This window comes from Geodermatophilus aquaeductus (assembly GCF_900182545.1).
GTDB classification, from domain to species: Bacteria; Actinomycetota; Actinomycetes; order Mycobacteriales; family Geodermatophilaceae; genus Geodermatophilus; species Geodermatophilus aquaeductus.
Window position 1 is genome coordinate 414,108 of sequence record NZ_FXTJ01000001.1, and the last position, 23,543, is coordinate 437,650.

The 23,543-nt window shown below is 75.3% G+C and carries 24 protein-coding genes and 3 tRNA genes; 11 read left to right on the forward strand and 16 right to left on the reverse strand.

From position 1 onward, the window contains the following. Positions 1–69: 69 nt before the first annotated feature. The 4 genes from FN207_RS02070 (at position 70) to FN207_RS02085 (ending at position 847) form a co-directional block, all read left to right on the forward strand. Positions 70–142: transfer RNA gene (locus tag FN207_RS02070), tRNA-Glu, on the forward strand. Between the two features lie 15 nt (positions 143–157). Beyond that, positions 158–231 (forward strand) — tRNA-Asp (locus tag FN207_RS02075). 24 nt (positions 232–255) lie between these two features. Further along, positions 256–329 (forward strand) — tRNA-Phe (locus tag FN207_RS02080). A 26-nt stretch (positions 330–355) separates the two neighbouring features. Beyond that, a complete protein-coding gene (locus FN207_RS02085; RefSeq protein ID WP_142456687.1) occupies positions 356–847 on the forward strand; it encodes a GNAT family N-acetyltransferase in 492 nt (163 codons plus the stop codon). Here the strand turns inward: FN207_RS02085 and FN207_RS02090 are convergent. Continuing rightward, positions 808–1,821: a hypothetical protein gene (locus FN207_RS02090; RefSeq protein ID WP_142456688.1), complete on the reverse strand. Its 1,014-nt coding sequence runs from the start codon at positions 1,819–1,821 to the stop codon at positions 808–810. The two genes, FN207_RS02085 and FN207_RS02090, sit on opposite strands and share 40 nt — an antisense overlap. Before the next feature lie 133 nt (positions 1,822–1,954). Then, positions 1,955–2,638, reverse strand: coding sequence for a phosphodiesterase (locus tag FN207_RS02095; RefSeq protein WP_142456689.1), 684 nt, complete (start codon positions 2,636–2,638; stop codon positions 1,955–1,957). Positions 2,639–2,769: 131 nt separating this feature from the next. On the opposite strand from FN207_RS02095, the gene FN207_RS02100 reads away from it, so the two are divergent. After that, a complete protein-coding gene (locus FN207_RS02100; protein WP_142456690.1) occupies positions 2,770–3,006 on the forward strand; it encodes a hypothetical protein in 237 nt (78 codons plus the stop codon). A gap of 57 nt (positions 3,007–3,063) precedes the next feature. Here FN207_RS02100 and FN207_RS02105 read toward each other — a convergent pair whose 3' ends face one another. From FN207_RS02105 to FN207_RS02125, 5 genes are all read right to left on the reverse strand, one after another. Further along, complete coding sequence (locus FN207_RS02105) at positions 3,064–4,578, reverse strand: class I adenylate-forming enzyme family protein (protein WP_142456691.1); 1,515 nt, start codon at positions 4,576–4,578, stop codon at positions 3,064–3,066. Then, a complete protein-coding gene (locus FN207_RS02110) occupies positions 4,578–5,564 on the reverse strand; it encodes a phosphotriesterase family protein (RefSeq protein WP_142456692.1) in 987 nt (328 codons plus the stop codon). The genes FN207_RS02105 and FN207_RS02110 overlap by 1 nt, the downstream gene beginning before the upstream one ends. Before the next feature lie 86 nt (positions 5,565–5,650). Continuing rightward, positions 5,651–7,180 (reverse strand): mycofactocin dehydrogenase MftG, encoded by a 1,530-nt coding sequence (gene mftG, locus FN207_RS02115; protein ID WP_142456693.1) that lies wholly within the window; start codon positions 7,178–7,180, stop codon positions 5,651–5,653. Next, positions 7,177–8,481: a class I adenylate-forming enzyme family protein gene (locus FN207_RS02120; protein WP_142456694.1), complete on the reverse strand. Its 1,305-nt coding sequence runs from the start codon at positions 8,479–8,481 to the stop codon at positions 7,177–7,179. Before FN207_RS02120 ends, mftG begins: the two co-directional genes overlap by 4 nt. Next, positions 8,478–9,344, reverse strand: a complete 867-nt coding sequence (locus FN207_RS02125; RefSeq protein WP_142456695.1) for an MBL fold metallo-hydrolase — start codon at positions 9,342–9,344, stop codon at positions 8,478–8,480. Before FN207_RS02125 ends, FN207_RS02120 begins: the two co-directional genes overlap by 4 nt. A 58-nt stretch (positions 9,345–9,402) precedes the next feature. On the opposite strand from FN207_RS02125, the gene FN207_RS02130 reads away from it, so the two are divergent. Next, entirely contained in the window at positions 9,403–9,942 is a 540-nt protein-coding gene (locus FN207_RS02130; RefSeq protein ID WP_142456696.1) for a hypothetical protein, read from the forward strand. A gap of 60 nt (positions 9,943–10,002) precedes the next feature. Here FN207_RS02130 and FN207_RS02135 read toward each other — a convergent pair whose 3' ends face one another. Further along, complete coding sequence (locus FN207_RS02135; RefSeq protein ID WP_246065687.1) at positions 10,003–11,280, reverse strand: M23 family metallopeptidase; 1,278 nt, start codon at positions 11,278–11,280, stop codon at positions 10,003–10,005. Positions 11,281–11,540: 260 nt separating this feature from the next. Between FN207_RS02135 and FN207_RS02140 the strand changes: the two genes are divergently transcribed. Both FN207_RS02140 and FN207_RS02145 read left to right on the forward strand, forming a co-directional pair. Further along, positions 11,541–12,605: a Glu/Leu/Phe/Val family dehydrogenase gene (locus FN207_RS02140; protein WP_142456698.1), complete on the forward strand. Its 1,065-nt coding sequence runs from the start codon at positions 11,541–11,543 to the stop codon at positions 12,603–12,605. A 185-nt stretch (positions 12,606–12,790) separates the two neighbouring features. Further along, entirely contained in the window at positions 12,791–13,012 is a 222-nt protein-coding gene (locus FN207_RS02145) for a DUF3073 domain-containing protein (RefSeq protein ID WP_110007548.1), read from the forward strand. A 72-nt stretch (positions 13,013–13,084) separates the two neighbouring features. Here FN207_RS02145 and purM read toward each other — a convergent pair whose 3' ends face one another. Together purM and purF are read right to left on the reverse strand one after the other, a co-directional pair. Next, the gene (purM, locus tag FN207_RS02150) at positions 13,085–14,134 is read right to left on the reverse strand and encodes a phosphoribosylformylglycinamidine cyclo-ligase (RefSeq protein WP_142456699.1); all 1,050 of its coding nucleotides are present in this window, start codon (positions 14,132–14,134) and stop codon (positions 13,085–13,087) included. An 11-nt stretch (positions 14,135–14,145) separates the two neighbouring features. Further along, positions 14,146–15,726 carry an amidophosphoribosyltransferase gene (purF, locus tag FN207_RS02155; RefSeq protein WP_142456700.1) on the reverse strand — a complete coding sequence of 527 codons (1,581 nt, stop codon included), beginning with the start codon at positions 15,724–15,726 and terminating at the stop codon, positions 14,146–14,148. A 192-nt stretch (positions 15,727–15,918) separates the two neighbouring features. On the opposite strand from purF, the gene FN207_RS02160 reads away from it, so the two are divergent. After that, positions 15,919–16,266: a hypothetical protein gene (locus tag FN207_RS02160; protein WP_142456701.1), complete on the forward strand. Its 348-nt coding sequence runs from the start codon at positions 15,919–15,921 to the stop codon at positions 16,264–16,266. A gap of 24 nt (positions 16,267–16,290) precedes the next feature. On the opposite strand, the gene FN207_RS02165 is transcribed toward FN207_RS02160, so the two are convergent. Together FN207_RS02165 and FN207_RS02170 are read right to left on the reverse strand one after the other, a co-directional pair. Beyond that, positions 16,291–16,914, reverse strand: a complete 624-nt coding sequence (locus FN207_RS02165; protein ID WP_142456702.1) for an MBL fold metallo-hydrolase — start codon at positions 16,912–16,914, stop codon at positions 16,291–16,293. Next, entirely contained in the window at positions 16,914–17,999 is a 1,086-nt protein-coding gene (locus FN207_RS02170) for an S-(hydroxymethyl)mycothiol dehydrogenase (RefSeq protein ID WP_142456703.1), read from the reverse strand. Before FN207_RS02170 ends, FN207_RS02165 begins: the two co-directional genes overlap by 1 nt. A 199-nt stretch (positions 18,000–18,198) precedes the next feature. Between FN207_RS02170 and FN207_RS02175 the strand changes: the two genes are divergently transcribed. Together FN207_RS02175 and FN207_RS26095 are read left to right on the forward strand one after the other, a co-directional pair. Continuing rightward, positions 18,199–19,608 carry an L-lactate MFS transporter gene (locus FN207_RS02175; RefSeq protein WP_221887993.1) on the forward strand — a complete coding sequence of 470 codons (1,410 nt, stop codon included), beginning with the start codon at positions 18,199–18,201 and terminating at the stop codon, positions 19,606–19,608. Further along, complete coding sequence (locus tag FN207_RS26095; RefSeq protein ID WP_185938108.1) at positions 19,605–19,763, forward strand: MFS transporter small subunit; 159 nt, start codon at positions 19,605–19,607, stop codon at positions 19,761–19,763. Before FN207_RS02175 ends, FN207_RS26095 begins: the two co-directional genes overlap by 4 nt. Positions 19,764–19,797: 34 nt before the next feature. On the opposite strand, the gene FN207_RS02180 is transcribed toward FN207_RS26095, so the two are convergent. From FN207_RS02180 to purS, 4 genes are read right to left on the reverse strand one after another with little or no spacing between them, the layout of a single operon-like run. After that, positions 19,798–20,190: a sterol carrier family protein gene (locus FN207_RS02180; protein ID WP_142456705.1), complete on the reverse strand. Its 393-nt coding sequence runs from the start codon at positions 20,188–20,190 to the stop codon at positions 19,798–19,800. An 8-nt stretch (positions 20,191–20,198) separates the two neighbouring features. Beyond that, positions 20,199–22,532, reverse strand: coding sequence for a phosphoribosylformylglycinamidine synthase subunit PurL (gene purL, locus FN207_RS02185; RefSeq protein WP_142456706.1), 2,334 nt, complete (start codon positions 22,530–22,532; stop codon positions 20,199–20,201). After that, on the reverse strand, positions 22,529–23,200 hold the full coding sequence (gene purQ, locus FN207_RS02190; protein ID WP_142456707.1) for a phosphoribosylformylglycinamidine synthase subunit PurQ: 672 nt from the start codon (positions 23,198–23,200) through the stop codon (positions 22,529–22,531). Before purQ ends, purL begins: the two co-directional genes overlap by 4 nt. A 3-nt stretch (positions 23,201–23,203) precedes the next feature. Then, positions 23,204–23,443, reverse strand: coding sequence for a phosphoribosylformylglycinamidine synthase subunit PurS (purS, locus tag FN207_RS02195; RefSeq protein ID WP_110906813.1), 240 nt, complete (start codon positions 23,441–23,443; stop codon positions 23,204–23,206). Positions 23,444–23,543 lie beyond the last annotated feature (100 nt).

Consider the following 23,543-nt stretch of genomic DNA (forward strand, 5'->3'; position numbering starts at 1 on the left):
CCGGGGGAGGGTGGTGTCGGAGACGCCGCGGAGGCCATGTATCGTTCTCCCTGCCCCCGGCAAGAACGAGCCCCCATCGTCTAGCGGTCCAGGACGCCGCCCTTTCAAGGCGGTAGCACGGGTTCGAACCCCGTTGGGGGCACGCAGTACACAGCAAGGCCCTGTAGCGCAGTTGGTTAGCGCGCCGCCCTGTCACGGCGGAGGTCGCGGGTTCGAGTCCCGTCAGGGTCGCTCTCCGGTGCGAGTCACCGGGAGGGGCAGGTAGCTCAGTCGGTACGAGCGCTCGCCTGAAAAGCGAGAGGTCGGCGGTTCGACCCCGCCCCTGCCCACACAGTTCCTGTCCGGACGGAGCCCGGTGGTCGTCGAGGCCCGCGACCCGGCCCTTGACCCGGCGCTCGCCGCCCGTCTGCTCGAGGTCCAGCACGCCGCCTACGCCGTCGAGGCGCGGCTGATCGGCGACGACCGCATCCCCGCCCTGCACGAGGACCTCGCCCGGCTGACCTCGGCCGGCCTGTCCTGGCTCGTCGCCCGCGAGGGCACGACGGTCCTCGGCGCCCTGGGCTGGCGCCCCACCGACGCGGGCATCGACGTCGACCGCCTCGTCGTCGACCCGGCGTACGCCCGCCGCGGCACCGGCCGCGCGCTGGTCGCCGCGGTCCTCGACCTCGCCGGGGAGCGCCCGGTCACCGTCGCCACCGGCCGCGACAACACCCCGGCCCGCCGGCTCTACGCGCAGGCGGGGTTCCGCGACGCCGCCGAGCGCGAGGTCCTGCCGGGGCTGTGGGTCGTGGAGCTGGCCCGCGCGCCTCAGACGCGGACGACGCGGTCGGCCACCACCTGGTCGTAGACCTGCTCGTGCACGGCCTGCACCGCCGCGCGCTGCCCGTCGCGCCAGGCGCGATCGGCCGGCCGCGGCATCGGCCGCGCCAGCGCCGCGCCGACCGCCACCCCGAGCGACACCGGGTCGAACCCGCGCTCCTCGTCGTGGCCGTAGACGACGACGTCGGACCACTGGTCGGCGAACCAGCCACAGCTGGGCGCCACGACCCGTGTGCCGACGTCGCGGCACACCTCGAGGTCGCGCGAGTGGGTGCCGCAGCGCTCGGGCAGCACGGCCACGTGCAGCTCCTGCAGTTGCGTGGCCCAGCGCGCCGGGTCCCGGGTCACCACCTCGAGCCCCTCGGCGCGGGCCAGCTCCGGCCCGCCCGGCAGCTCCTGCTCCGGCTCGACGAAGACCCGCAGCCGCCCGCCGCCGGACACTGCCCCCGACAGCGCCGCGCGCACCATGGCCGCGGGCTCGGGCAGCGCCGTCCCCGGGGTGCCGAGCGACAGGCCCACCAGCCCCCGCTCGGCGCCGGTGTCCGGGTCGGGGCGGGCCACCGACGGGTGCGCGACGACGATCGCGGTCCGCCCGAAGCGCTCCGCGATCTCGTCGGCCGCGCCGGGGGTCAGCGTCAGGACGACCTCGGCGGTGGCCAGCAGCGCGGCCAGGTGGGCGTCGTGCCGGTGCCGGGACGGCTGGGCGGGGTCGCGCAACTGGTGGACGGTGACGACCAGCGGCACACCGGTGCGGCGCACCGCCTCGGTCCAGCTGACCACCTCGTCCTCGGGCAGGTGCCCGTAGCCGGCGTGCACGTGGACGACGTCGACCAGCCCGGCGTGCGCGGTGAGGTAGGCGGGGTCCAGCCACGGGCTGGGATCGTGCCGTGGACCGACCCGCACCGCGGAGGCGGGCAGCACGGCGTCGACGTACGGGTCGGCGTGCGGCACCGTCGCGATCCGGATCCGCGCCGGGGACGCCGACGGCGGTAGGGCGTGCATCACTCGGTGGGCGCACTCCTCCTGCGGTCGAGCACGCGACAGCAGGGGCGGTGCTCCTCGATGAACTCCGGTGAGTTCCGATACCCCAGGATCGTGCCGCACAACCGTGTGCGGAATCACCCGATCGACCGCCTCACCCGATGGAGGCCCGTCCCTCCTGCGCCGCGGCGTACGCCGGCGCCCGGAACCGCGCCAGCGGCCCGTCGGCGAGCAGGCCCGGCGGCGGGTTGCGGACGGCGTCGAACCGCAGGTCGGGGTCGAGGTCGGACGCCGGGTCCCCGAGCACCAGCCGGCCGAAGGGCACCCACTGCCCCGCCCCGCGGGCGACGAGCAGCCGGAACGCCGTCCCGGGTGCCGCGGCCGCGACCGGCCCGGGGTCCGAGGGCAGGCGCCGCGGGCGGTCCGGCACGGCCGCCAGCCGCAGCGTCCCGGCCGCCGAGCGGTAGCCCATGATCGACGAGTAGGGCACCGCGGCGTCGACCCGCGGCACCGGCAGGAGCCGGGTCCAGCGACCGCCGCCGGTGGTGGACAGCAGCAGGTCCACCGGCCGGTCGCCGTCGGGCAGCCGGACGGCCAGGCCGAGCAGGTCCGGCAGCGGGGCGGGCAGCCCCGCGCCGCGGGACAGCCGGACGACGGCGCCCTCGCGGGCGGGCTCCGCCAGCCAGTGGACGCCCCAGTCGCCGGGCACGCCGGTCCGCTCCACGACGGCGGAGAGGACGGCGCCGCGCGGGTGCATCGGCTTGACGTCGCGCCGCCGGGCCAGGGCGCCGAGGGGTACCGCGGCCAGTCGCCCGGCCAGCGTCGCGAGGTCCGCCATGCCCGCCCCCTACCCGCCGCACGGGAGGGCGCACGCCCGGTGTGTTCCTCGGCAGGACCTGCCGGTGTCGGCCGAGATGTCCGTCGTTCCTTGCCTGTGACACGGAGCGGTCCGCCGCATACTTTCAGTGAGTGCTCACGACGCTCCTGGTCACCGGCGGGGTCCTCGCCGGGCTGATGCTGCTGCTCGCCCTGATCGTCGCCCTGAGCTCCCGGCCCGCTCCCCGCGGTGCCGGCACCCTGAGCGGCACGGCCGCCCGCACCGGCGAGCGGTCCCCCGGCTGGGTGGCCGACGCCGGTCGCCCGCACCCCGACGCCTGGTCGCCGCTGACCAGCACGACGACGTCGGAGATCCGCCCGGTCCGCTGACCGGGCCCCTGGTCCGGCGTCCCGGCGGCTGCGACGGCGCGCCGCCGGGACGACCCGTCACCCCCGCCGGCTCACCGGCTCCCACTCCGACTCCGCGCGCAGCACCGGCTTGAGCACCTTGCCGCCGGGGTTGCGCGGCAGCACCGCCGAGCGCACCGACACGAACTGCGGCACCTTGAAGTCGGCCAGGTGCGCCCGGGCGTGGGCCATGAACGCCTCGACGTCGAGGGTCGTGCCCGGCACCGGCACCACGACGGCGCCCACCTTCTCCCCCATCACCGGGTCGGGCACCCCGACGACGGCGATCTCGAAGACGCCGGGCGCGGCCGCCAGCGCGTTCTCCACCTCGACGCAGTACACGTTCTCGCCGCCGCGGTTGATCATGTCCTTCGCGCGGTCGACGACGTAGGTGAAGCCGTCGTCGTCGATCCGGGCCAGGTCGCCGGAGTGCAGCCAGCCGTCGGTGAACGCCTGCGCGGTCGCCTCCGGCTTGTTCCAGTAGCCCTGCACCACGTTGGCGCCGCGGATGAGCAGCTCGCCGACGCCGGTCGCGGGGTCGACGCCCTCGAGCCGCAGGTCGACCACGGGGGCGGGGAAGCCGACCGAGTCCGCGTGGGTGCCGGCGTACTCGTGCGGCAGGAACGTCGAGATCGACGACGTCTCCGACAGCCCGAAGCCGTTGCCCACCTGCGCCGACGGGAACGCCTCCTTGATCCGCGCCACCAGCTCCGGCGCGATCGGCGCCCCGCCGTAGGTGACGAAGCGGACGGCGCTGACGTCGACGTCGGCGAAGGCCGGCTGGTTGACCGCCAGCCAGAACACCGCCGGCACCGAGGTGACCACCGCGATCCGCTCCTCCGGGATCACCTGCAGGAACCGGCCCACCTCGAACGCCGGCATCACCACCGCCGCCGCGCCGCTCTGCAGCGCGGGCAGCAGCTGGCTGTTGCAGCCGGTGACGTGGAACAGGGGCACGCTGATCAGGTTGCGCAGCGTCGGGTCGTCGCGGCCGAGCCCGACCACCCGCCGGGCGTTCTCGGTGTTGGTCAGGAAGTTCTCGTGGCTGGTCATCGCGCCCTTGGGGAAACCGGTGGTCCCCGAGGTGTAGAAGATCGCCGCGAGGTCGGAGAGCGCCAGCCCCTCCTCGGCGTACGGGTCGCCGTCGGGCAGCGGGGCGCCCGGCTCGAGCACCACCCGGGCGCCGCTGTCGTCGACGACGTACCGCGCCTCGGCGTCGGTGAAGCGGGTGTTCACCGGCACCGCCACGCCGCCGGCCATCAGCGTGCCGAGGAAGCCGAGCACCCAGTCCGCGCCGTTGCCGAGCCGGATGGCCACCCGGTCGCCCCGGCCGACGCCGGCCCCGCGCAGCCCGCCGGCCACCCGCGCCGCCCGGTCCCACAGCTCCCGGAAGGTCAGCCGCGGCCCGTCGACCTCGACGACGGCCTCGCCGCCGGGGTCCCGGTCGACCGAGGCCCGCACCATCGCGACAACGGAGTCGGGCAGGTCGGTGTAGTGCTTCACGCCCGCGGCGTCGCGCTCGACGCCGCTCTCGTCGAAGGGGTGGGTGACCATCAGTAGGTCCCGGTGTCCTCGAAGTACCGGCGCGGGACGTCGACGAGCATCGTGGTGATCTGCTCCTCGGTGACCCCGTGCTCGCGCAGGTAGGGCAGCACGTCCTCGTGGATGTGCGTGTAGTGCCACTGGGGCAGCAGGTCCATGACGCCGGGTGCCAGCCAGTCGATGTAGCAGGAGGCGTCCTGCGAGAGCACCATCTGGCCGGCGAAGCCGCGGCGGCACATCTCGACGACGACGTCGGCCCGCGCCTCGAACGTGGTGTCCAGGTTGATCCCGAAGCGGTCCATGCCGAGGACGAAGCCCGCCTCGGCCAGCTCGGTGAGGTGGTCGGCGTCGGTGCTGTCGCCGCTGTGACCGAGGACGACCCGCCGCGGGTCCACGCCCTCGTCCTCGAAGACCTTCCTCACCGCGAGGCCCTGCTGGCTGCCGGGGTGCGTGTGCACCGTGATCGGGGTGCCGGTGGCGCGGTGGGCCTTCGCGACGGCCCGCATGATCCGCTCCACGCCCGACGTCAGGCCCTTGTGGTCGATGGCGCACTTGAGCAGCCCGGCCCGCACGCCGGTGCCCGCGATGCCGTCGGTGATGTCGCCGACGAACATGTCGACCATCGGGTCGGGCACCTCGGCGCCGAGCGCCTCGTTGAGCGCCGGGCCGCGGTGGTGGAAGAAGAACGGGACGTCGTCGTAGGTGTAGCAACCGGTGGCGACGACGATGTTGAGGTCGACCTGCTCGGCGATGCGCTGGATGCGCGGGATGTAGCGACCGAGCCCGATGACGGTGGGGTCGACGATCGTCCGCACCCCCACGCCGGCCAGCTTCGAGAGCTTCTGGACGGCGTCGGCGACGCGGTCGTCCTCGCTGCCCCACTCCTCGGGGTGGTTCTGCTGGACGTCGGCGGTCAGCACGAAGACGTGCTCGTGCATGAGCGTCTGGCCGAGCTCGGCGGTGTCGACGGGGCCCTTGACGGTCTGGACCTGGGGCACGGGTGCTCCTCGCGCGATGGCGCCCGGCGCCGGTGCCGGGCGGGCACCGGGACGTTATCGGTGGTGTGACGCCGATCGCACCGGGGTCAGTCGCACCCGGTCAGGAGCTCGGCGGCCCGCTCGCCGACCATCACCGCGGTGGCCGCGGGCCCCCGGCTGGGCACCTCGGGCAGCACGGAGGTGTCGGCCACCCGCAGGCCCTCGACCCCGCGGACCCGCAGGCGCTGGTCGACGACGGCGCCCGGGTCGCCGTCGGGGCCCATCCGGGCGCTGCCGGCGAGGTGCTGCGCGGTCGCCAGGGAGCCGCGGACCCAGCGATCGAGCGCGGCGTCGTCGGCGAGGACGTCGTCGCCGGGGCCGAGGCTGGCCGCCACGAGCGGGGCGAGCGCACGGGTGCGCAGCAGCGCCGCCGCCAGCCGGACGGCCTCGCGCAGCCGCCGCCGGTCGGCCGCGGTGGCCAGGTAGCCGTGCGCGACCCGCGGAGCGGCGGCGGGGTCGGCGGAGGCGAGCGTCAGCTGCCCGCGGCTCTCCTCGCGGAACAGCCCGGCGGCCAGCGACAGCGTGCCCTCGTCCCCGCCGCCGCCGGGGACCACGCGCCCCCAGGGCCGCAGCCACGGCAGGATCTCGAGGTCGCCGGGCACCGGGGAGTCCGACGACGTCGCGTCCAGCGACCCGTGCAGCGGCAGCCGCCAGTCCCCCGCGGACAGCCCGGGCACCGGCACCCAGGGCAGGTAGACCAGCGGGTGGTCCGACAGGCCGGCGCCCACGCCCGGCAGGTCGGCGACGACGTCGAGGCCGTGCGCGCGCAGGTCGGCCGCGGGGCCGATGCCCGACAGCAGCAGCAGGTGCGCCGAGCCGACGGCGCCGGCCGACAGCACCACCTCGGCGGCGCGCACCGGCCCGGCGTCGGTGTCCACGCCCACGGCGCGGCCGTGCTCGACGAGCACCCGCCGCACCCGCACGCCGCCGCGGACGGTCAGCGACGGCGAGCCGCGCCGCGGGGTGAGGTAGGCCATCGCGGTGTTGACCCGCACCCCGCCGTCGACGGTGAGGGGCAGCGGCCCGTAGCCGGGCGGGCCGCCGGCGTTCTTGTCCGGCTCGTCGGGGAACCCGAGCTCCGCGGCCGCGGCGGCGAGGGCCTCGGTGAGCGGGGAGGAGCCGGCCGGCCGGGTGACCGGCACCGGCCCGCCGCGGCCGTGCCCGGGCCGGTCGCCGTACTGCCGGTCGTCCTCGAGACGGCGCCAGGCCGGGAGCGTCGCCTCCAGGCTCCACAGGTCGTTGCCCGCCGCGGCCCAGCCGGCGTGGTCGGCCGGGGTCGCGCGGACGAAGTAGCCGCCGTTGACCGCGCTGGACCCGCCGACCACGCGCCCGCGCGGCAGCGCCGCGGTCGTGCCCGGGAGCAGCTCGGTGGTGAACGCCCAGTTCGCCGGGTGCCCGGGGACGGTGGCGGCGAGGACGGCGGCGTCGCGCAGGTCGGCGGGGAAGTCCTCGGGGCGCGCGTGGTCGGTGCCGGCCTCGAGCAGCAGGACCCAGCGGCCGGCGTCGGCGAGACGGGCGGCCAGCGCGCAGCCGGCCGACCCGGCACCCACCACGACGACGTCCCACTCCGAGGTCACAGCCCGAGGACCCCCGGCAGGTCGAGGCGGCGCACCTTGCCCGTGGACGTGCGGGGCAGCTCGCCGAGCGGGTGCAGGCTCTTGGGCCGCTTGGCCGGCGCCAGCCGCTCGCGCGCCCAGGCCCCCAGCTCGGCGGGGTCGGCGCTGCCCACGTAGGCGGCGACCACCCGCTGGCCCCACTCCTCGTCCGGGACGCCGACCACCGCGCTCTCCACGACCCCGGGGTGCGCGTCGAGGACCGCCTCGACCTCGGCCGGGTAGACGTTCACCCCGCCGGAGATCACCAGGTCCTCCCGCCGGCCGTCGAGCCAGACGGTGCCGTCGTCGTCGACCCGGCCGAGGTCGCCCACGGTGACCAGGTCGCCGCGCCAGGCGGCCGCGGTCTTGTCCGGCGCGCGCCAGTACTCGAAGCGCGCCCACCGCGGCACCGCGCACCACAGCTGCCCGCGCGCGTCGGTCTCCAGCCGCCGGCCGGGCCGCGCGCGGCCGACGCTGCCCGGGTGCGCCCGCCAGTCCTCCGGCGAGCAGACGGTGAACTGCGCCTCGGTGGACCCGTAGAACTCCCACACGCTGCCGGCCGGGAGCGCGTCGAGCACCGCCCGCTTGAGCGGCTCGGGGCAGGGCGCGCCGGCGTGCACCAGGCGGCGGAAGGACGACCAGTCGACGTCGTCGCGGGCCACCAGCCGGCGCAGGTGCGTGGGCACGCAGAACGTCGTCGTGGGGGCGGCCCTCGTGATCGTGGCGGCGGCGCGGCCGGCGTCGAACGGGCCGGGCAGCAGCACCTCGCCGCCGGCCAGCAGCGTGTGCACGGCGAAGCGCAGCGGCGCCGAGTGGTGCAGCGGCGACAGCACGAGGTGGCGGTCGGCCGCGGTGAAGCCCCACAGGGCGATCTCCTCGGCGGCCAGCGCGCTCGCGTCGGCGTCGTCGAGGACGCCGGACCACACGCCCTTGCGCCGTCCGGTGGTGCCCGACGTGTAGTGCATCGGCCGGGCCAGCGGCACGTCGGCGAGGGGTGCCTCCTCGGTGCCGGTGAGCAGCCGGCCGGGGTCGCCGCCGAGGTCGAGGGCGGGGTCGGCGTCCGCGGCGAGGGCCGCCCGCTCGGCCGCCGGCAGCGCCGGGTCGAGGACGACGGGGACGATCCCGCTGCGCAGTGCGCCGAGGACTGCGGCCAGCAGCGCCGGGGACGACGCGGCCGAGACCAGCAGCCGGTCGCCGCGCCGGAGCCCGGCCGCGCGCAGCGCCGCGGCGGCCCGCCGCTGGTCGCGCTCGCTGTCGGCGGCGCGGACCACCGGGACGGTCACGGCAGCTCCACCCGGTTCCCGTGCACCACCACGTGCCCCTCCGCGGCGAGCTTGGCCAGCGTGGCGCGGGTCGACTGGGCGGCGTACGGCCACAGCGCCTGCGGCACCTCCGCGTAGACGTCGGCCACCATCGCGTCGACCGTGCCGGCCCCGCGGACCAGCGCCGCCAGCAGCTGCGCCTCCCGGAACGCGCGGTGGGCCAGGTAGTAGTCGAGGACGGCGGACGGGTCCTCGGTCAGCTCGGGACCGTGGCCGCAGTAGAGGGCGCTCGGGCCGAGGTCGTGCACGCGGCGCAGCGACTCCAAGTAGGCGACGACGTCGCCCTCCGGGTGGGTGACCACCGACGTGCCGCGCCCGAGGACGTGGTCGCCCACCAGCACCGCGCCGGACTCCAGCCGGAACGCCAGGTGGTCGGCGGTGTGCCCCGGCGTCGCGACGACGCCCAGCGCCGTGCCCGCCAGCTCCAGCCGCTCCCCCGGCTCGAGCACCCGGCCGCGCGGCCCGGCGACGGCGGCGTCGGCGGCGGCCACCGGGGCCCCGAAGCGGGCGCCCCACGGCTGCGCGGCCTCGGCGTGGTCGCCGTGGTGGTGGGTGACCAGCACGGCGACGCAGCGCGCGTCGCGGGCGGCCAGTGCCTCCTCCACCGCGGCGAGGTGGGCCGGGTCGTCGGGGCCGGGGTCGACGACGACGGCCTGGCCGCTGCCCGGCGCGCCGACGAGGTAGGTGTTGGTCCCGTCGAGCGTCATCCCCGACGGGTTGGGCGCCAGCACGCGGGTGACCAGCGGCTCGAGGTCCGCCGTCCGCGGCATCGCGCCGGGCGCGGGGAGGTCCCAGGTGACGCGGGGATCGGCGGGGGCACGCACGTCCGCACGGTAGCCGCGCCCGGACGCGGGCCGCCCGTCCGGCCGTTAGCCTCCGGGCATGCGATCGTTCCCGTCCCTGTCCCGCTCCGCCCTCGTGGCCGCGGCCGCCGCCGTCCTGCTGACGGCCTGCGGCGGCGCCGACGGGTCGGGGAGCGAGGAGACCGCGGAGTCCACCAGCGCCGACACCTCGAGCTCGGCGGCGCCGAGCACCGGCTCGTCCTCGGCCGGCTCGTCGTCGGCGGGCAGCTCCGACCCCGCCGTCGCGGCGTTCTGCCAGCAGGCGGCGCAGTACGAGGAGCTGGGCAACCAGCTGACGGCCGCGACGCCCGAGCAGCTGCCCGGGCTGCTGCAGCAGGCCGCGGCGGCCTTCGACTCCGTGCAGCCGCCGGCCGAGATCGCCAGCGACTGGACGGTCGTGGGCGACGCGGTGCAGGCCTTCTCCGACACGGCCAACTCCGTCGACATCACCACCCCCGACGGCCAGGCCCGGCTGCAGACGGCGGCGCAGGAGTTCGTCACGGTCGCCCAGGGCCCCGAGGCGACGAACGTCGCCCAGTTCGGCGAGCAGAACTGCGGTGGCGCAGCTCCCACCTCCTGACCCCTCGACGACGACGGCCCGCTCCCCGGTCGGGGAGCGGGCCGTCGTCGCGTCTGGGGCTCAGCAGCCGCTGATGGAGACGCCGCGGGCGCGCAGCCACGGCACCGGGTCCACCTGGCCGCCGTACATGACGCCGCCCGGGTGCACCTCGAAGTGCAGGTGGGGGCCGGTGGACTGGCCGCGGTTGCCGACCTCGCCGATCACCTCGCCGGCGGTGACCCGCTCGCCCTTGCGCACGTACTCGGCGTTGACGTGGCCGTAGACGGTGATCGCACCGTCGTCGCCGCGGATGTAGATCGCCAGGCCGAAGCCGGTGGCCGGGCCGGTGCGCTGCACGACGCCGGAGGTGGCGGCGTAGATCGGCGTCCCGATCGGGGCGGCGATGTCCACGCCGGCGTGCAGCAGGCCCCAGCGGTTGCCGAAGCAGCTCGACGTCCGCCCCGACGTCGGCTTGACGTAGCCCGATCCCCCGCCCGAGGCGGCCGCGCTGGTGCTCCCACCCCCGGACGACGCCGCGGCGCGGGCGGCGGCCGCCGCGGCGGCGGCCTCCTCGGCGGCGCGGGCGGCGGCCGCGGCCGCGGCGGCCTCCTCGGCGGCCTTCTGCGCCTGCCACTGCTGGTAGGCGTCGCGGGCGCCCTGCAGCTCCAGCAGCTGGATCTGGGCGGCCTGCAGCTGCTGGTCGAGCGAGGCCTTGTTCGCCTCGGCCGCCGCGACGGCGCCCTGCTGGGCGGCCACCTGCGCGTCGGCGGCGGCCTTGGCGGCGGCGGCCTCGTCCTCGGCGGCGGCCGCGGCGTCGCGGGTGAGCCGGGCGGAGGACTCGGCGTTCGCCTGCCGGACGCGGGCCACCTCGAGCTCCTCGAGCAGGTCGACCTGGGTGTCGGCGACGTAGTCCAGCAGCGCGGCGCGCTGGACGAGCTCGCCGGGGCCCTCGGAGTCGAGCAGGGCGGCCGCGGTGCTCATGCTGGCGCCGTCGACGTAGCTCTCCCGGGCGAAGCCGGCGATGCGGGCGAGGGCGGCGTCGACGGCGTCGGTCGCGCTCTGCAGGTCGGCGGCGGCCTGGTCGGCGGCGGCCTGCGCCTGGAGGAGGGCCTCCTCGGCGGCCAGGTAGGCGGCGCCGGCCGCCTCCGCCTGCAGGCCGAGCCGCTCGAGCTCGGTCTCGGCGGCAGCGACCTCGGCGGCGAGCCGGCCGACCTCGGCCGCGGCGGCCTCCTGGGCGGCCTGCGCGTCGGCGATCTGGCCGTCGGTCGGGTTGGGCGGCGGCTCCGGCACGGCCAGCGCCGGTCCTGCGCTGCCGAGCAGCACCGCGCCGGCGAGCAGGCCGGCCAGGGCCGCGCGCACGCTCCGGCGACGGCCGGTCCGGGCGGGACGGCACTGCGGCATCGAGGCTCCCTGGGGAAGAGGGGTGGTGCGGGTACGGAGGCAAGGGTCGTCCCACCGGCGCGTGTCACACGGGCAACACGCGGCACGGAGGTCACACCGTGACCACGCGGCACGGTCGCCGACTTCCGTCACTCCACTTGTCGACACCCGGGCGCGGTTCCTTGAGCCCTGCGGCGGGGTGATCGGGGGCACTCCGCCGCGCTCTAGGCTCGGCGTCCGTGGACGTCTTCGGATCCGGTGCCGAACAGGTGGTCTTCTGCTCCGACCCGGCCTCGGGCCTGCGGGCGGTCATCGCCGTGCACTCGACGGCGCTGGGCCCGGCCCTGGGCGGCACCCGCTTCCACCCCTACGCCACCGAGGACGAGGCCGTCGCCGACGCGCTGCGCCTGGCGCGGGCCATGTCGTACAAGAACAGCCTGGCCGGACTCGACCTCGGCGGCGGCAAGGCCGTCGTCATCGGCGACCCCCGCACCGACAAGACCGAGGCGCGGCTGCGGGCCTACGGGCGCTTCGTCGAGGCCCTGGGCGGCCGCTACCTGACCGCCTGCGACGTCGGCACCACCAACGCCGACCTCGACGTCGTGGCCCGGGAGACCCGCTTCGCCCACGGCCGCTCGGAGGTCAACGGCGGCTGCGGGGACTCCTCGGTGCTCACCGCGTTCGGCGTCTTCCAGGGCATGCGCGCCGCCGCCCAGCACCGGTGGGGCGAGCCGACGCTGTCGGGCCGCACGGTGGCCGTCGCCGGGGTGGGGAAGGTCGGCGGCTGGCTGGTCGACCGCCTGGTGGCCGACGGCGCCGACGTCCTGGTGACCGACGTCGACCCCGCGGCCGTCGAGCGGGTCCTGGCCCGCCACCCCGGCGTCGAGGCCGTCGCCGACACCGCCGCGCTGGTACGCCGCCCGGCCGACGTCTACGCGCCCTGCGCCCTCGGCGGCGCCCTCGACGACGCCACGGTCGCCGTCCTGCAGGCCGAGGTCGTGTGCGGCGGCGCCAACAACCAGCTCGCCCACGCCGGCATCCCCGACCAGCTGACCGCGCGCGGGATCCTCTACGCCCCCGACTACCTGGTGAACGCCGGCGGCGTCATCCAGGTCGAGGACGAGCGGCACGGCTTCTCCTTCGCCCGCGCCGAGGCCAAGGCGGCCGGGATCTTCGACGTCGCCCTGCGGGTCTTCGAGGCCGCCGCGACCGAGGGCGTCTCCCCCGCCGTGGCCGCCGACCGGCTGGCCGAGGAGCGCATCGCGTCGGTGGGCCGGCTGGCCACCATCCGCCTCCCCCGCTGACCTGCGCGGGGCCGCGGGTGGCGTGTACCACGACCCCGGTCGGGGGACGGCAGGGGGAGACCCGTGCCGGTGGTCGATCCGTGTCGTAGTCTTGCTCAAGACACAGTCACTCAGTCGGGGTCGCCACGCGGGCCGTCCAGCCCGTGAGCTGGGCTCCCGTTCTCCGTTATGAGGGGGTCGAGCCGATGGGGCGCGGCCGAGCGAAGGCCAAGCAGACACGCGTGGCCCGTGAGCTCAAGTACAGCTCACCGAACACCGACCTGTCCGCGCTTCAGCGCGAGCTGGCGGGGTCTACTCCGTCTCCCTACACCGCTCCGGCGGCCAAGGACGACGACGAGGACGACGACGAGTACACCGACCGCTGGGCGGACGACGACGCCGAGGACGACTGGGCGGCCAGTCGCTGACGGTCGGCTCGCCGCCGGTCTCCTGAGCAACGCGCACCGCCGTCCCGCGAGGGACGGCGGTGCGCGGTGCGCTCAGCGGTAGGAGCCGACCAGCCGTGCGCCGGTCTCCCCGACGCCGACGGTGCCGGCCACCCAGGCCGGGACGCCGCGGTCGGTCAGCAGGCGCACCGCCGTCTCAGCGGCCTCGGGGGCGACGACGGCGACCATGCCGACGCCGCAGTTGAACGCGCGCTCGGACTCCTCGCGGGGCACGCCGTGCTCCTCGAGCAGCGACACCGCCGCCGGGAGCGCCCAGGTGCCGCGGTCGAGCACGGCCTCGAGGCCCTCGGGGACCACGCGCGCGGTGTTGCCGGCGAGCCCGCCACCGGTGATGTGCGCGAAGGCGTGCACGCCGTCGACGCCGAGTTCGCCCACCAGCGCCAGGCAGTCGAGCGCGTAGATGCGGGTCGGCTCGAGCAGCACCTCGCCGAGCGGGCGGTCCAGCCCGGCGGGGATGGCGGTCAGGTCCAGCCCGGCGGCGGACACCACGCGGCGGACCAGCGAGTAGCCGTTGGAGTGGAAGCCGCTGGAGGCCATCGCCACGACGACGTCGCCGTCGCGGACCCGCTCGGGACCGAGCACCGCGTCGGCCTCGACGACGCCGACCGCCGTGGCGGCCAGGTCGTACTCGTCGGCGTCCATGAGGTCGCCGTGCTCGGCGGTCTCCCCGCCCACCAGCGAGGCCCCGGCCTGCTCGCACCCGGCCGCGATGCCGGTGACGATCGCGGCGACCCGCTCGGGCACGACCTTGCCCACGGCGACGTAGTCCTGCAGGAACAGCGGCTCGGCGCCGCAGGCGACCAGGTCGTCGACGACCATCGCGACCAGGTCGATGCCCACGGTGTCGTGCCGGTCCAGCTGCCGGGCGAGGGCGATCTTGGTGCCGACGCCGTCGGTGGACGAGGCGATCAGCGGGCGCCGGTAGCGGGTGGTGTCGAGCGCGAACAGCCCGGCGAACCCGCCGAGGCCGCCGACCACCTCGGGCCGGCGGGTGCGCTCGACCGCGCTGCGCATGAGGGTGACGGCGCGCTCACCGGCGTCGATGTCGACGCCGGACCCCGCGTAGGTGAAGTCCCCGCTCACGGACGCCTGGGTCACGGACGGCGGAGCGCGTCGTCGGCACCGCCGGACACGGCGGGGCTGCCGGCCTGCTGGCCGGTCCAGCCGCTCACCGCCCGCTCGGCATCCTGGGGCGGCGGCCCGACGCGCGGCATGGGGGTGCGGCCGATCCCCTCGAGCACGTGCTTGCCGAGCATCCCGGCCTCGCCGAGCGGGATCGGGTACTCGCCGGTGAAGCACGCCGTGCACAGCCGGGTGGCCGGCTGCTCGGTGGCGGCGATCAGGCCCTGCTCGGAGACGTAGCCCAGCGAGTCGGCGTTGATCGAGGCGCGCACGCCGTCGACGTCGAGGCCGTTGGCGACCAGCTCGGCGCGGCTGGCGAAGTCGATGCCGTAGAAGCACGGCCACTTCACCGGCGGGCTGGAGATGCGCACGTGCACCTCGAGGGCGCCGGCCTCCCGCAGCATGCGGATCAGCGCGCGCTGGGTGTTGCCGCGCACGATCGAGTCGTCGACGACGACCAGCCGCTTGCCGCGGATGACGTCGCGCAGCGGGTTGAGCTTCAGCCGGATGCCCAGCTGCCGGATCGTCTGCGACGGCTGGATGAAGGTCCGGCCGACGTAGGAGTTCTTGACCAGGCCCAGGCCGTAGGGGATGCCGCTGGCCTCGGCGTACCCGACCGCGGCCGGGGTGCCGGACTCGGGCACCGGGATGACCAGGTCGGCGTCGGCGGGGTGCTCCTTCGCCAGCCGGCGGCCGATCTCGACGCGGGCCGCGTGCACGCCGCGGCCGCCGATCGTGGTGTCGGGGCGGGCGAGGTAGACGTACTCGAACACACAGCCCTTGGGCTCGGCGGGCGCGAAGTGCTGGCTGCGCAGGCCGTTCTCGTCGATGGCCAGCAGCTCGCCGGGCTCGACCTCGCGGACGACGGAGGCGCCGACGATGTCGAGGGCGGCGGTCTCGCTGGCGACCACCCAGCCGCGCTCGAGCCGGCCGAGGACCAGCGGGCGCACGCCCTGCGGGTCGCGGGCGGCGTAGAGGGTGTCCTCGTCCATGAAGGTGAAGCTGAAGGCGCCGCGCAGCTGCGGCAGCACCTCCATGGCGGCGGCCTCGATGCTCATGTCGGGCCGCGCGGCGATGAGCGCCGTCACCAGGTCGGAGTCGGTGGTGGCGGTGAACGCCCCGGGCACACCGGCGTCGGCCGCTTTGCTCGCCAGCTCCTGGGTGTTGACCAGATTGCCGTTGTGGCACAGCGCCAGGCCGGTGCCGGCGTCGGTCGTGCGGAACGTCGGCTGGGCGTTCTCCCAGGTGGAGGCGCCGGTGGTCGAGTAGCGGGTGTGGCCGACGGCGAGGTGGCCGCGCAGGCTGCCCAGCGTGGACTCGTCGAACACCTGGCTGACCAGACCGAGGTCCTTGTAGACGACGACCGAGGCCCCGTCGGAGACGGCGATGCCCGCTGCCTCCTGACCACGGTGCTGGAGGGCGTACAGGCCGAAGTAGGTCAGCTTGGCGACCTCCTCCCCCGGCGCCCAGACACCGAAGACGCCACAGGCGTCCTGGGGACCGGGAGCAGAGGGGTCGAGGGCGTGCGTCAGCCGTCCGTCACCGCGAGGCACACTCCTGAGCGTACCGGCGTCGCGCGCCCGCGCCGGGTGGCGCCCGCCACCCCGGCCAGTCGTCACTGCACGGTGTCCGGCGCTCCGGAACCGCGCCCGGGTCCGGCGCTCCGGAACCGCGCCCGGGTCCGGCGCTCCGGAACCGCGCCCGGGTCCGGCGCGTTGTGCCTCGGTACGTCGAGAGGAGCCGACATGCCCGCCGACCGGCCCGACCCCAACGACTTCCTGGAGATGGCCCAGCGCATGCTGCGCGGGCTGTTCGACCCGTCGCGCGGCGACGACGACCCCTGGGGGCGGGCGACCGACCGCGCCTCGGCCCCGTGGGAGCGCCGCCGGGAGCCCAGCGCCGAGGAGCGCCGCGAGAACCTCACGTTCGCGCTCGCCACGCGCGCCGTCGAGGCGCTCGAGGACCTCGCGCTCAACGTCGCGGCGATCCGCCAGCGCCTGGAGCGCACGGCGCCGGAGGCCCAGGCGGGCCCGGCGACCGCCGTGGAGGACGACGTCGAGGACGACGCGGAGGGCGACGCCGGCCGGGGCTGATCTCCCTCCCCGGCCGGCCGCGCCTCAGTGCACCGAGCCGATCTCGGCGGAGATGCGGGTGTCCTCACCGTGGCCGGTGTGCACCACCGTGTCGCCGTGCAGGCTCAGCAGCTTGCCGCGGATCGAGTTCAGGATCGTCGGCTTGTCGCTGAACGAGCGGCCGGTGGCGCCGGGCCCGCCGTGGAACAGCGTGTCGCCGGTGAAGACGGCGGCCAGGTCGGGCGCGTGCAGGCAGGTGCTGCCCGGCGAGTGACCGGGCGTGTGCAGCGCGGTCAGCGAGGTGCCGGCGACCCGGAAGCGGGTGCCCTCGGCCAGCGGCTCGTCGGGCCGCGCCTCCGGGTGGACCCCGCCCCCGTAGACCACGTCCCAGAGCATCGTGTCCGCGGGGTGGAGCCAGATCGGTGCGCCGGTGGCCGCGCGCAGGTCGACCGCGGCGGTGATGTGGTCGTTGTGCCCGTGGGTGAGCACGATCGCGGTCACCCGCCGGCCGCCGATCGCCTCGACGATCGGCTCGACGCGGTGCGGCGCGTCGATGACGAGCACCTCGTCGTCGTCGCCGACCAGCCAGACGTTGTTGTCCACGTCGAAGTCCTGGCCGTCGAGGCTGAACACCCCGCTGACCACGGCCTTCTCGATGCGGACGCCCATCAGAGGACGACCACGCTGCGCAGCACCTCGCCCTTGTGCATCTTCTCGAACGCGGCCTCCACGTCGTCCAGGCCGATCGTCTCGGAGACGAAGTCCTCGAGCGGGAAGCGGCCCTGCAGGTAGAGGTCGACCAGCATCGGGAAGTCGCGGCTGGGCAGGCAGTCGCCGTACCAGGAGGACTTCAGCGCCCCGCCGCGGCCGAACAGCTCGATCATCGGCAGGGTCAGCTGCATGTCCAGCGTCGGGACGCCGACCAGGACCACGCGGCCGGCGAGGTCGCGGGCGTAGAAGGCCTGCTCGAACACCTCGGGGCGGCCGACGGCGTCGATGGCGACGTCGACACCGAAGCCGTTGGTGAACCCCTTGATCGCCTCGACGGCGTCGGTGGACCGGGAGTTGACGGTGTGGGTGGCGCCGAACTGCCGCGCCCACTGCAGTTTCCGGTCGTCGACGTCGACGGCGACGATCGTCGTCGCCCCGGCCAGCTTGGCCCCGGCGATCGCGGCGTCCCCCACGCCGCCGCAGCCGAACACCGCCACGCTCTCCCCGCGCTGCACCGCGCCGGTGTTGACCGCGGCACCGACGCCGGCCATCACGCCGCAGCCGAGCAGCCCGGCGGCGGTGGCCGGGGCGGCGGGGTTGACCTTCGTGCACTGCCCGGAGTGCACCAGCGTCTTCTCGGCGAACGCGCCGATCCCGAGAGCCGGGGACAGCTCGGTGCCGTCGGCGAGCGTCATCTTCTGCGCGGCGTTGTGGGTGTTGAAGCAGTACTGCAGCTGACCCTTGAGGCAGGCGCGGCACTGCCCGCACACGGCCCGCCAGTTGAGGATGACGAAGTCGCCGACGGCCACGGTGGTGACGCCCTCGCCCACGGCCGCGACCGTCCCGGCGGCCTCGTGGCCGAGCAGGAACGGGAACTCGTCGTTGATGCCGCCCTCGCGGTAGTGCAGGTCGGTGTGGCAGACCCCGCAGGCAGCCACGTCCACGACCGCCTCACCCGGTCCCGGATCGGGCACCAGGATCGTCTCCACGCCGACCGGTGCTCCCTTGCCGCGGGCGACGACGCCCCTCACCTCGTAGGCCATGCCGCGAGCCTAGGGCGCGGCACGGGACGGGCCGACGTCGTCCTGCCGTCCAGCGGGAGCCGGTCGATGGCGCGGGACGGGATGCCGCACAACGATGCGGTCACGCTCGGCGCGCGGGAACGACACGCCGCACGTACCTTCCCTCGTGACCCTGCCCACAGCCGACCGGCCGACCCGGTCCCCGTCCCGGAGGTCGCCCGTGGCGCTACCCGGCTTCCTGCGGCGCGAGCGCATCGTCGCCCGCCCCGGCTTCAACCGGTGGCTGATCCCGCCGGCCGCCCTGGCCGTGCACCTGTGCATCGGCCAGGCCTACGCGACCAGCGTCTACAAGGCCGCCCTGGTCGAGGACTTCGGGACGTCGCAGACGGCGATCGGCATCGTCTTCTCGATCGCCATCGTCATGCTCGGTCTGTCCGCCGCGCTCTTCGGCACGTGGGTCGACCGGAACGGGCCCCGGGCGGCGATGTTCACGTCGGCCTGCTTCTGGGTGTCCGGCTTCCTCGTCGGCGGCCTGGGCATCGAGACCGGCCAGCTGTGGCTGCTCTACCTCGGCTACGGCGTCCTGGGCGGCATCGGCCTGGGCATCGGCTACATCTCGCCGGTCTCCACGCTCATCAAGTGGTTCCCCGACCGGCCCGGCCTGGCCACCGGCATGGCGATCATGGGCTTCGGTGGAGGTGCGCTCATCGCCTCCCCGCTGTCGCGGCAGCTGATGAGCTACTACGACCCGGCCTACGACGGCACGGCCGGCACGGTGCCGAACGGCGACGCCGTCGCGGCGCTGTTCTTCACGCTGGGCGCCGTCTACCTGGTCTTCATGATGTTCGGCGCCTTCATCGTGCGGGTCCCCGCCGAGGGCTGGCGGCCCGACGGCTTCGACCCCTCGACGGTCAAGCAGAAGGCGCTGGTCACCACCGAGAGCGTCTCGGCCAAGAACGCCGTCAAGACGCCGCAGTTCTGGCTGCTGTGGACAGTGCTCTTCTGCAACGTCACGGCCGGCATCGGCATCCTCGAACAGGCCTCGCCGATGATCCAGGACTTCTTCCGGACCGGGGACAGCTCGACCGTCGCCGCGACCGCCGCCGCCGGCTTCGTCGGCGTCCTGTCGCTGTTCAACATGGCCGGCCGGTTCGCCTGGTCCACGACGTCGGACTTCATCGGCCGCAAGCCGATCTACATGGTCTACCTGGGCGGTGGCCTCGTGCTGTACGTCCTGCTGGCCACCGTCGGCAGCAGCGCCACGTGGCTGTTCGTCCTGCTCGCCGCGGTGATCATCTCGTTCTACGGCGGCGGGTTCGCCACCATCCCGGCCTACCTGCGCGACCTGTTCGGCACCTACCAGGTCGGCGCGATCCACGGCCGGCTGCTCACCGCGTGGTCGGCGGCCGGTGTCGCCGGGCCGCTGATCGTCAACAGCGTCCTCGACACCCAGGGCGAGCCGGGGTCGCTGGTCGCGGCCAACTACCGGCCGGCGCTGTTCATCATGGTCGGCCTGCTCGCCGTCGGCTTCGTCGCGAACCTGCTGGTGCGCCCCGTGGCCAGCAAGTGGCACGAGCCGCACTCCGACGCCGCCACCACCCCGACCCCCGCCAGGAGCGCCGCCCGATGAGCACCTCCGTCTCGAAGGACCCCACGCCCAACGGCCAGCAGCCCGTGCACACCCCCGCGGCGCTGATCGCCTTCGCGTGGACGCTGGTCGGCGTCCCGCTGGCCTACGGCCTCTACCAGACGATCAAGACCGCGAGCACCCTCTTCACAGGCTGAGCCCGTCCGTGCACATCCGCGTATGTGCACGACCTCAGGTCCGGCGGAGCGGTGGGAGCGGCAGGTGCGCCGAGAGGTCGGCGCGGTTGCCGCTCGCGCTGACCCTCCCCTCGGCGACGGCGTCGGCCCAGGTCAGCTCGCCGGCGGCGAGCCGCAGCCAGGTGGCCGCGTCGGTCTCGACGACGTTCGGCGGGGTGCCGCGCGTGTGCCGCGGTCCGGGTATCAGTTGCACGGCGACGTGCGGCGGCACCCGCAGCTCCACCGACCGGCCGGGCACCTGCTGCGCCAGCCACCGGGCGCTGGTCTTCACCGCCGCGCCCAGCACCGACCGCGGGGGCTGCTCGGCCTCGCCCGCCAGCCAGGGGCGGACGGCGTCGACGGCGGCGCGCAGCTCCTCGGCGGGGATGGGGCTCGTCGACGAGGGCACAGCGGGCGTCAGCTGGTCGGGACGGTGCCCGCCGGGACGCTGCCGACCGTGACCTCCGGGGAGCCGAACAGCGCGGGGAGCGTCGCCGTCCACGCCGCGCGCAGCTCGGCGAGCGGCAGCTCCCCGACGCCCTCGACCGCCAGCACGTCCCCGCCGGTGGTCCCCAGCTCGGTGACCGCGACGCCGGCCCACTCGGCCGTCGTCCGCACCGCCTCGGGGTCGGCGGTGGTGACGACGGCGCGCGCACCGGACTCGCTGAACAGCGCGGTGAACACGTCGGCGGCGAGCCGCAGCGTGGCGCCGGTGCCGTACCGCAGCGCCGACTCGGTCAGCGCCTGGGCCAGGCCGCCGTCGGCGAGGTCGTGCGCGGAGGTGACCAGGCCCTCGCGGCCCAGCGCCCCGAGCAGCTGGCCCAGCGCGCGCTCGGCCTCGAGGTCGACGGCGGGCGGGCGGCCGCCGAGGTGGCCGTGCACGACCGACGCCCAGGCCGAGCCGCCGAACTCCGGCCGCGTCTCGCCGAGCAGCAGCACCGTCTCCCCCGCGGCGCGCCAGCCGGTGGGCACGCGGTCGCGGACGTCGTCGTGCACGCCCAGGACCCCGATGACCGGCGTCGGGTTGATCGCGACGTCGCCGGTCTGGTTGTAGAGGCTGACGTTGCCGCCGGTGACCGGCAGGCCGAGGTCGCGGCAGGCGTCGGCCAGGCCGCGGACGGCCTCGGCGAACTGCCACATGACCTCGGGCTCCTCCGGGGAGCCGAAGTTCAGGCAGTTGGTGACCGCCAGCGGGCGGGCCCCGGTGACGGCGACGTTGCGGTAGGCCTCGGCGAGGTTGAGCTGCGCGCCGGCGTAGGGGTCCAGGCGCGCGAAGCGGGCGTTGCCGTCGAGGGCCAGCGCGATGCCGCGGTGCGACTCCTCGTCGATGCGGACCACGCCGGCGTCGTCGGGCTGGGCGAGCACGGTGTTGCCGCGGACGTAGCGGTCGTACTGCTCGGTGACCCAGGTCTTGTCCGCGCCGTCGGGGCTGGCGACGACGGCCAGCCAGTGGGCGGTGAGCTCCTCCGGCGTCGCCGGGCGGGGCAGCGCGGCGGGGTCGTCGGCCTGCAGGGCGTCGAGTTCGGCGGGGCGCCGCATCGGCCGCTCGTACACCGGGCCCTCGTGCGCCACGGTCCGCGGCGGGACGTCGACGATGCGCTCGCCGTGCCAGTCGACGGTCAGCCGGTCGCCGGCGGTGACCTCACCGATGACGGTGGCCAGCACGTCCCACTTGCGGCAGACGGCGAGGAACGCGTCGACCTTGGCCGGCTCGACGATCGCGCACATGCGCTCCTGCGACTCGCTCATGAGGATCTCGGCCGGCGTCAGCGTGCTGTCGCGCAGCGGGACGCGGTCGAGGTCGACGTGCATGCCGCCGGTGCCCGCGCTGGCCAGCTCCGACGTCGCGCAGGACAGCCCGGCGCCGCCGAGGTCCTGGATCCCGGTGACGAGGTCCTGGGCGAAGATCTCCAGGCAGGCCTCGATGAGCAGCTTCTCGGTGAACGGGTCGCCGACCTGCACGCTCGGGCGCTTGGCCGGTCCCTCCTGGTCGAAGGTCTCGCTGGCGAGCACGCTCACGCCGCCGATGCCGTCGCCGCCGGTCCGGGCGCCGAACAGGACGACCCTGTTGCCCACCCCCTCGGCCTTGGCCAGCCGCACGTCCTCGTGCCGCATGACGCCGACGCACAGCGCGTTGACCAATGGGTTGCCGGCATAGCACTCGTCGAAGAGCAGCTCGCCGCCGACGTTGGGCAGGCCCAGGCAGTTGCCGTAGCCGCCGACGCCGGCGACGACGCCGGGCAGCACGCGCGCGGTGTCAGGGGCGTCGGCGCGGCCGAAGCGCAGCGAGTCCATGACGGCGACCGGGCGGGCGCCCATCGTGAGGATGTCGCGGACGATCCCGCCGACGCCGGTGGCCGCACCCTGGTAGGGCTCGACGTAGCTCGGGTGGTTGTGGCTCTCCACCTTGAACGTCACCGCGTAGCCGTCGCCGACGTCGACGACGCCGGCGTTCTCGCCGATGCCGACGAGCAGGTGCTCGCTGGGCGGGAGGTCGCCGAAGCGGCGCAGGTGCACCTTCGAGCTCTTGTAGGAGCAGTGCTCGCTCCACATCACCGAGTACATGGCCAGCTCGGCGGTGGTGGGCCGGCGGCCGAGGATGTCGCGGATGCGGGCGTACTCGTCGTTTGCGAGGCCGAGCTCGGCGTAGGGCTGCTCGACGTCGGCGGTGCTCTCCGCGAGCGCGACGGTGTCGAGCCGGTGCGACAGCGGGCCCGGGCCGGTGTCGAGGTCGGAGAGTCCCTGAGTCACGCTGCGACGACCGCCTTCAGGACGCTGGTGAAGAAGCCGAGCCCGTCCGTCGACGGCCCGGTGAGGTCCTCGACGGCGTGCTCGGGGTGCGGCATGAGCCCCACGACCCGGCCGTCCTCGCTGGTCACGCCGGCGACGTCGCGCAGGCTGCCGTTGGGGTTGCCGCCCACGTAGCGCACCGCCACCCGGCCCTCGCCCTCGAGCCGCTCGAGCTCGTCGGGCGCGGCGACGTAGCGGCCCTCGCCGTTCTTGACCGGGACGACGATCTCCTGGCCGGATGTGTACGCCGAGGTCCAGGCGGTGTCGGCCCGCTCGATGCGCAGCCGCTGGTCGCGGTTGCGGAAGTGCAGGTGGCTGTTGCGGGTCAGCGCGCCGGGCAGCAGGCCGGCCTCGCAGAGCACCTGGAAGCCGTTGCAGATGCCGAGGACCGGCATGCCCTGTCGTGCGCGGTCGACGACGTCCTGCATGAGGGGCGCGCGGGCGGCGATGGCGCCGGCGCGCAGGTAGTCGCCGTAGGAGAAGCCGCCGGGCAGGACGACGGCGTCGACGTCGCGCAGGTCGTGGTCGGCGTGCCAGAGGGCGACGGGCTCGGCGCCGGCGAGGCGGACCGCGCGGGCGGCGTCGACGTCGTCCAGGGAGCCCGGGAAGGTGATGACCCCGATGCGCACGGCTCAGGCCTCCGGCAGGTGCAGCTCGACGTCCTCGATGACCGGGTTGGCGAGCAGCGTCTCGGCGATCTGCTCGAGCTCCTCCCGGCTGGGCGTGCCCTCGACGTCGAGGACGAAGTGCTTGCCCTGGCGGACGCCGGTGACCTGGGTGTGGCCCAGTCGGCCGAGGGCACCGAGCACCGCCTGCCCCTGGGGGTCGGAGATCTCCGGCTTGAGGACGACGTCGACGACCACCTGCGGCACGGCTCCCGAGCCTACCGGTCCCACGCCACGGCCCCGCCCGGCCCGTAGGTCCTCAGCGAGATCCCGTGATCTCGTACGGATGGACGGCCATTTGCGTGCG

What these genes read in the sequence shown, in the direction of transcription:
- FN207_RS02130 (WP_142456696.1), top strand. Translation starts at nt 9,403, where the DNA reads ATGCGATCGTTCCCGTCCCTGTCCCGCTCCGCCCTCGTGGCCGCGGCC.
- FN207_RS02165 (WP_142456702.1), bottom strand. Translation starts at nt 16,914, where the DNA reads ATGGGCGTCCGCATCGAGAAGGCCGTGGTCAGCGGGGTGTTCAGCCTC.
- FN207_RS02090 (WP_142456688.1), bottom strand. Translation starts at nt 1,821, where the DNA reads ATGCACGCCCTACCGCCGTCGGCGTCCCCGGCGCGGATCCGGATCGCG.
- FN207_RS02160 (WP_142456701.1), top strand. Translation starts at nt 15,919, where the DNA reads ATGCCCGCCGACCGGCCCGACCCCAACGACTTCCTGGAGATGGCCCAG.
- FN207_RS02170 (WP_142456703.1), bottom strand. Translation starts at nt 17,999, where the DNA reads ATGGCCTACGAGGTGAGGGGCGTCGTCGCCCGCGGCAAGGGAGCACCG.
- FN207_RS02105 (WP_142456691.1), bottom strand. Translation starts at nt 4,578, where the DNA reads ATGGTCACCCACCCCTTCGACGAGAGCGGCGTCGAGCGCGACGCCGCG.
- FN207_RS26095 (WP_185938108.1), top strand. Translation starts at nt 19,605, where the DNA reads ATGAGCACCTCCGTCTCGAAGGACCCCACGCCCAACGGCCAGCAGCCC.
- FN207_RS02145 (WP_110007548.1), top strand. Translation starts at nt 12,791, where the DNA reads ATGGGGCGCGGCCGAGCGAAGGCCAAGCAGACACGCGTGGCCCGTGAG.
- FN207_RS02095 (WP_142456689.1), bottom strand. Translation starts at nt 2,638, where the DNA reads ATGGCGGACCTCGCGACGCTGGCCGGGCGACTGGCCGCGGTACCCCTC.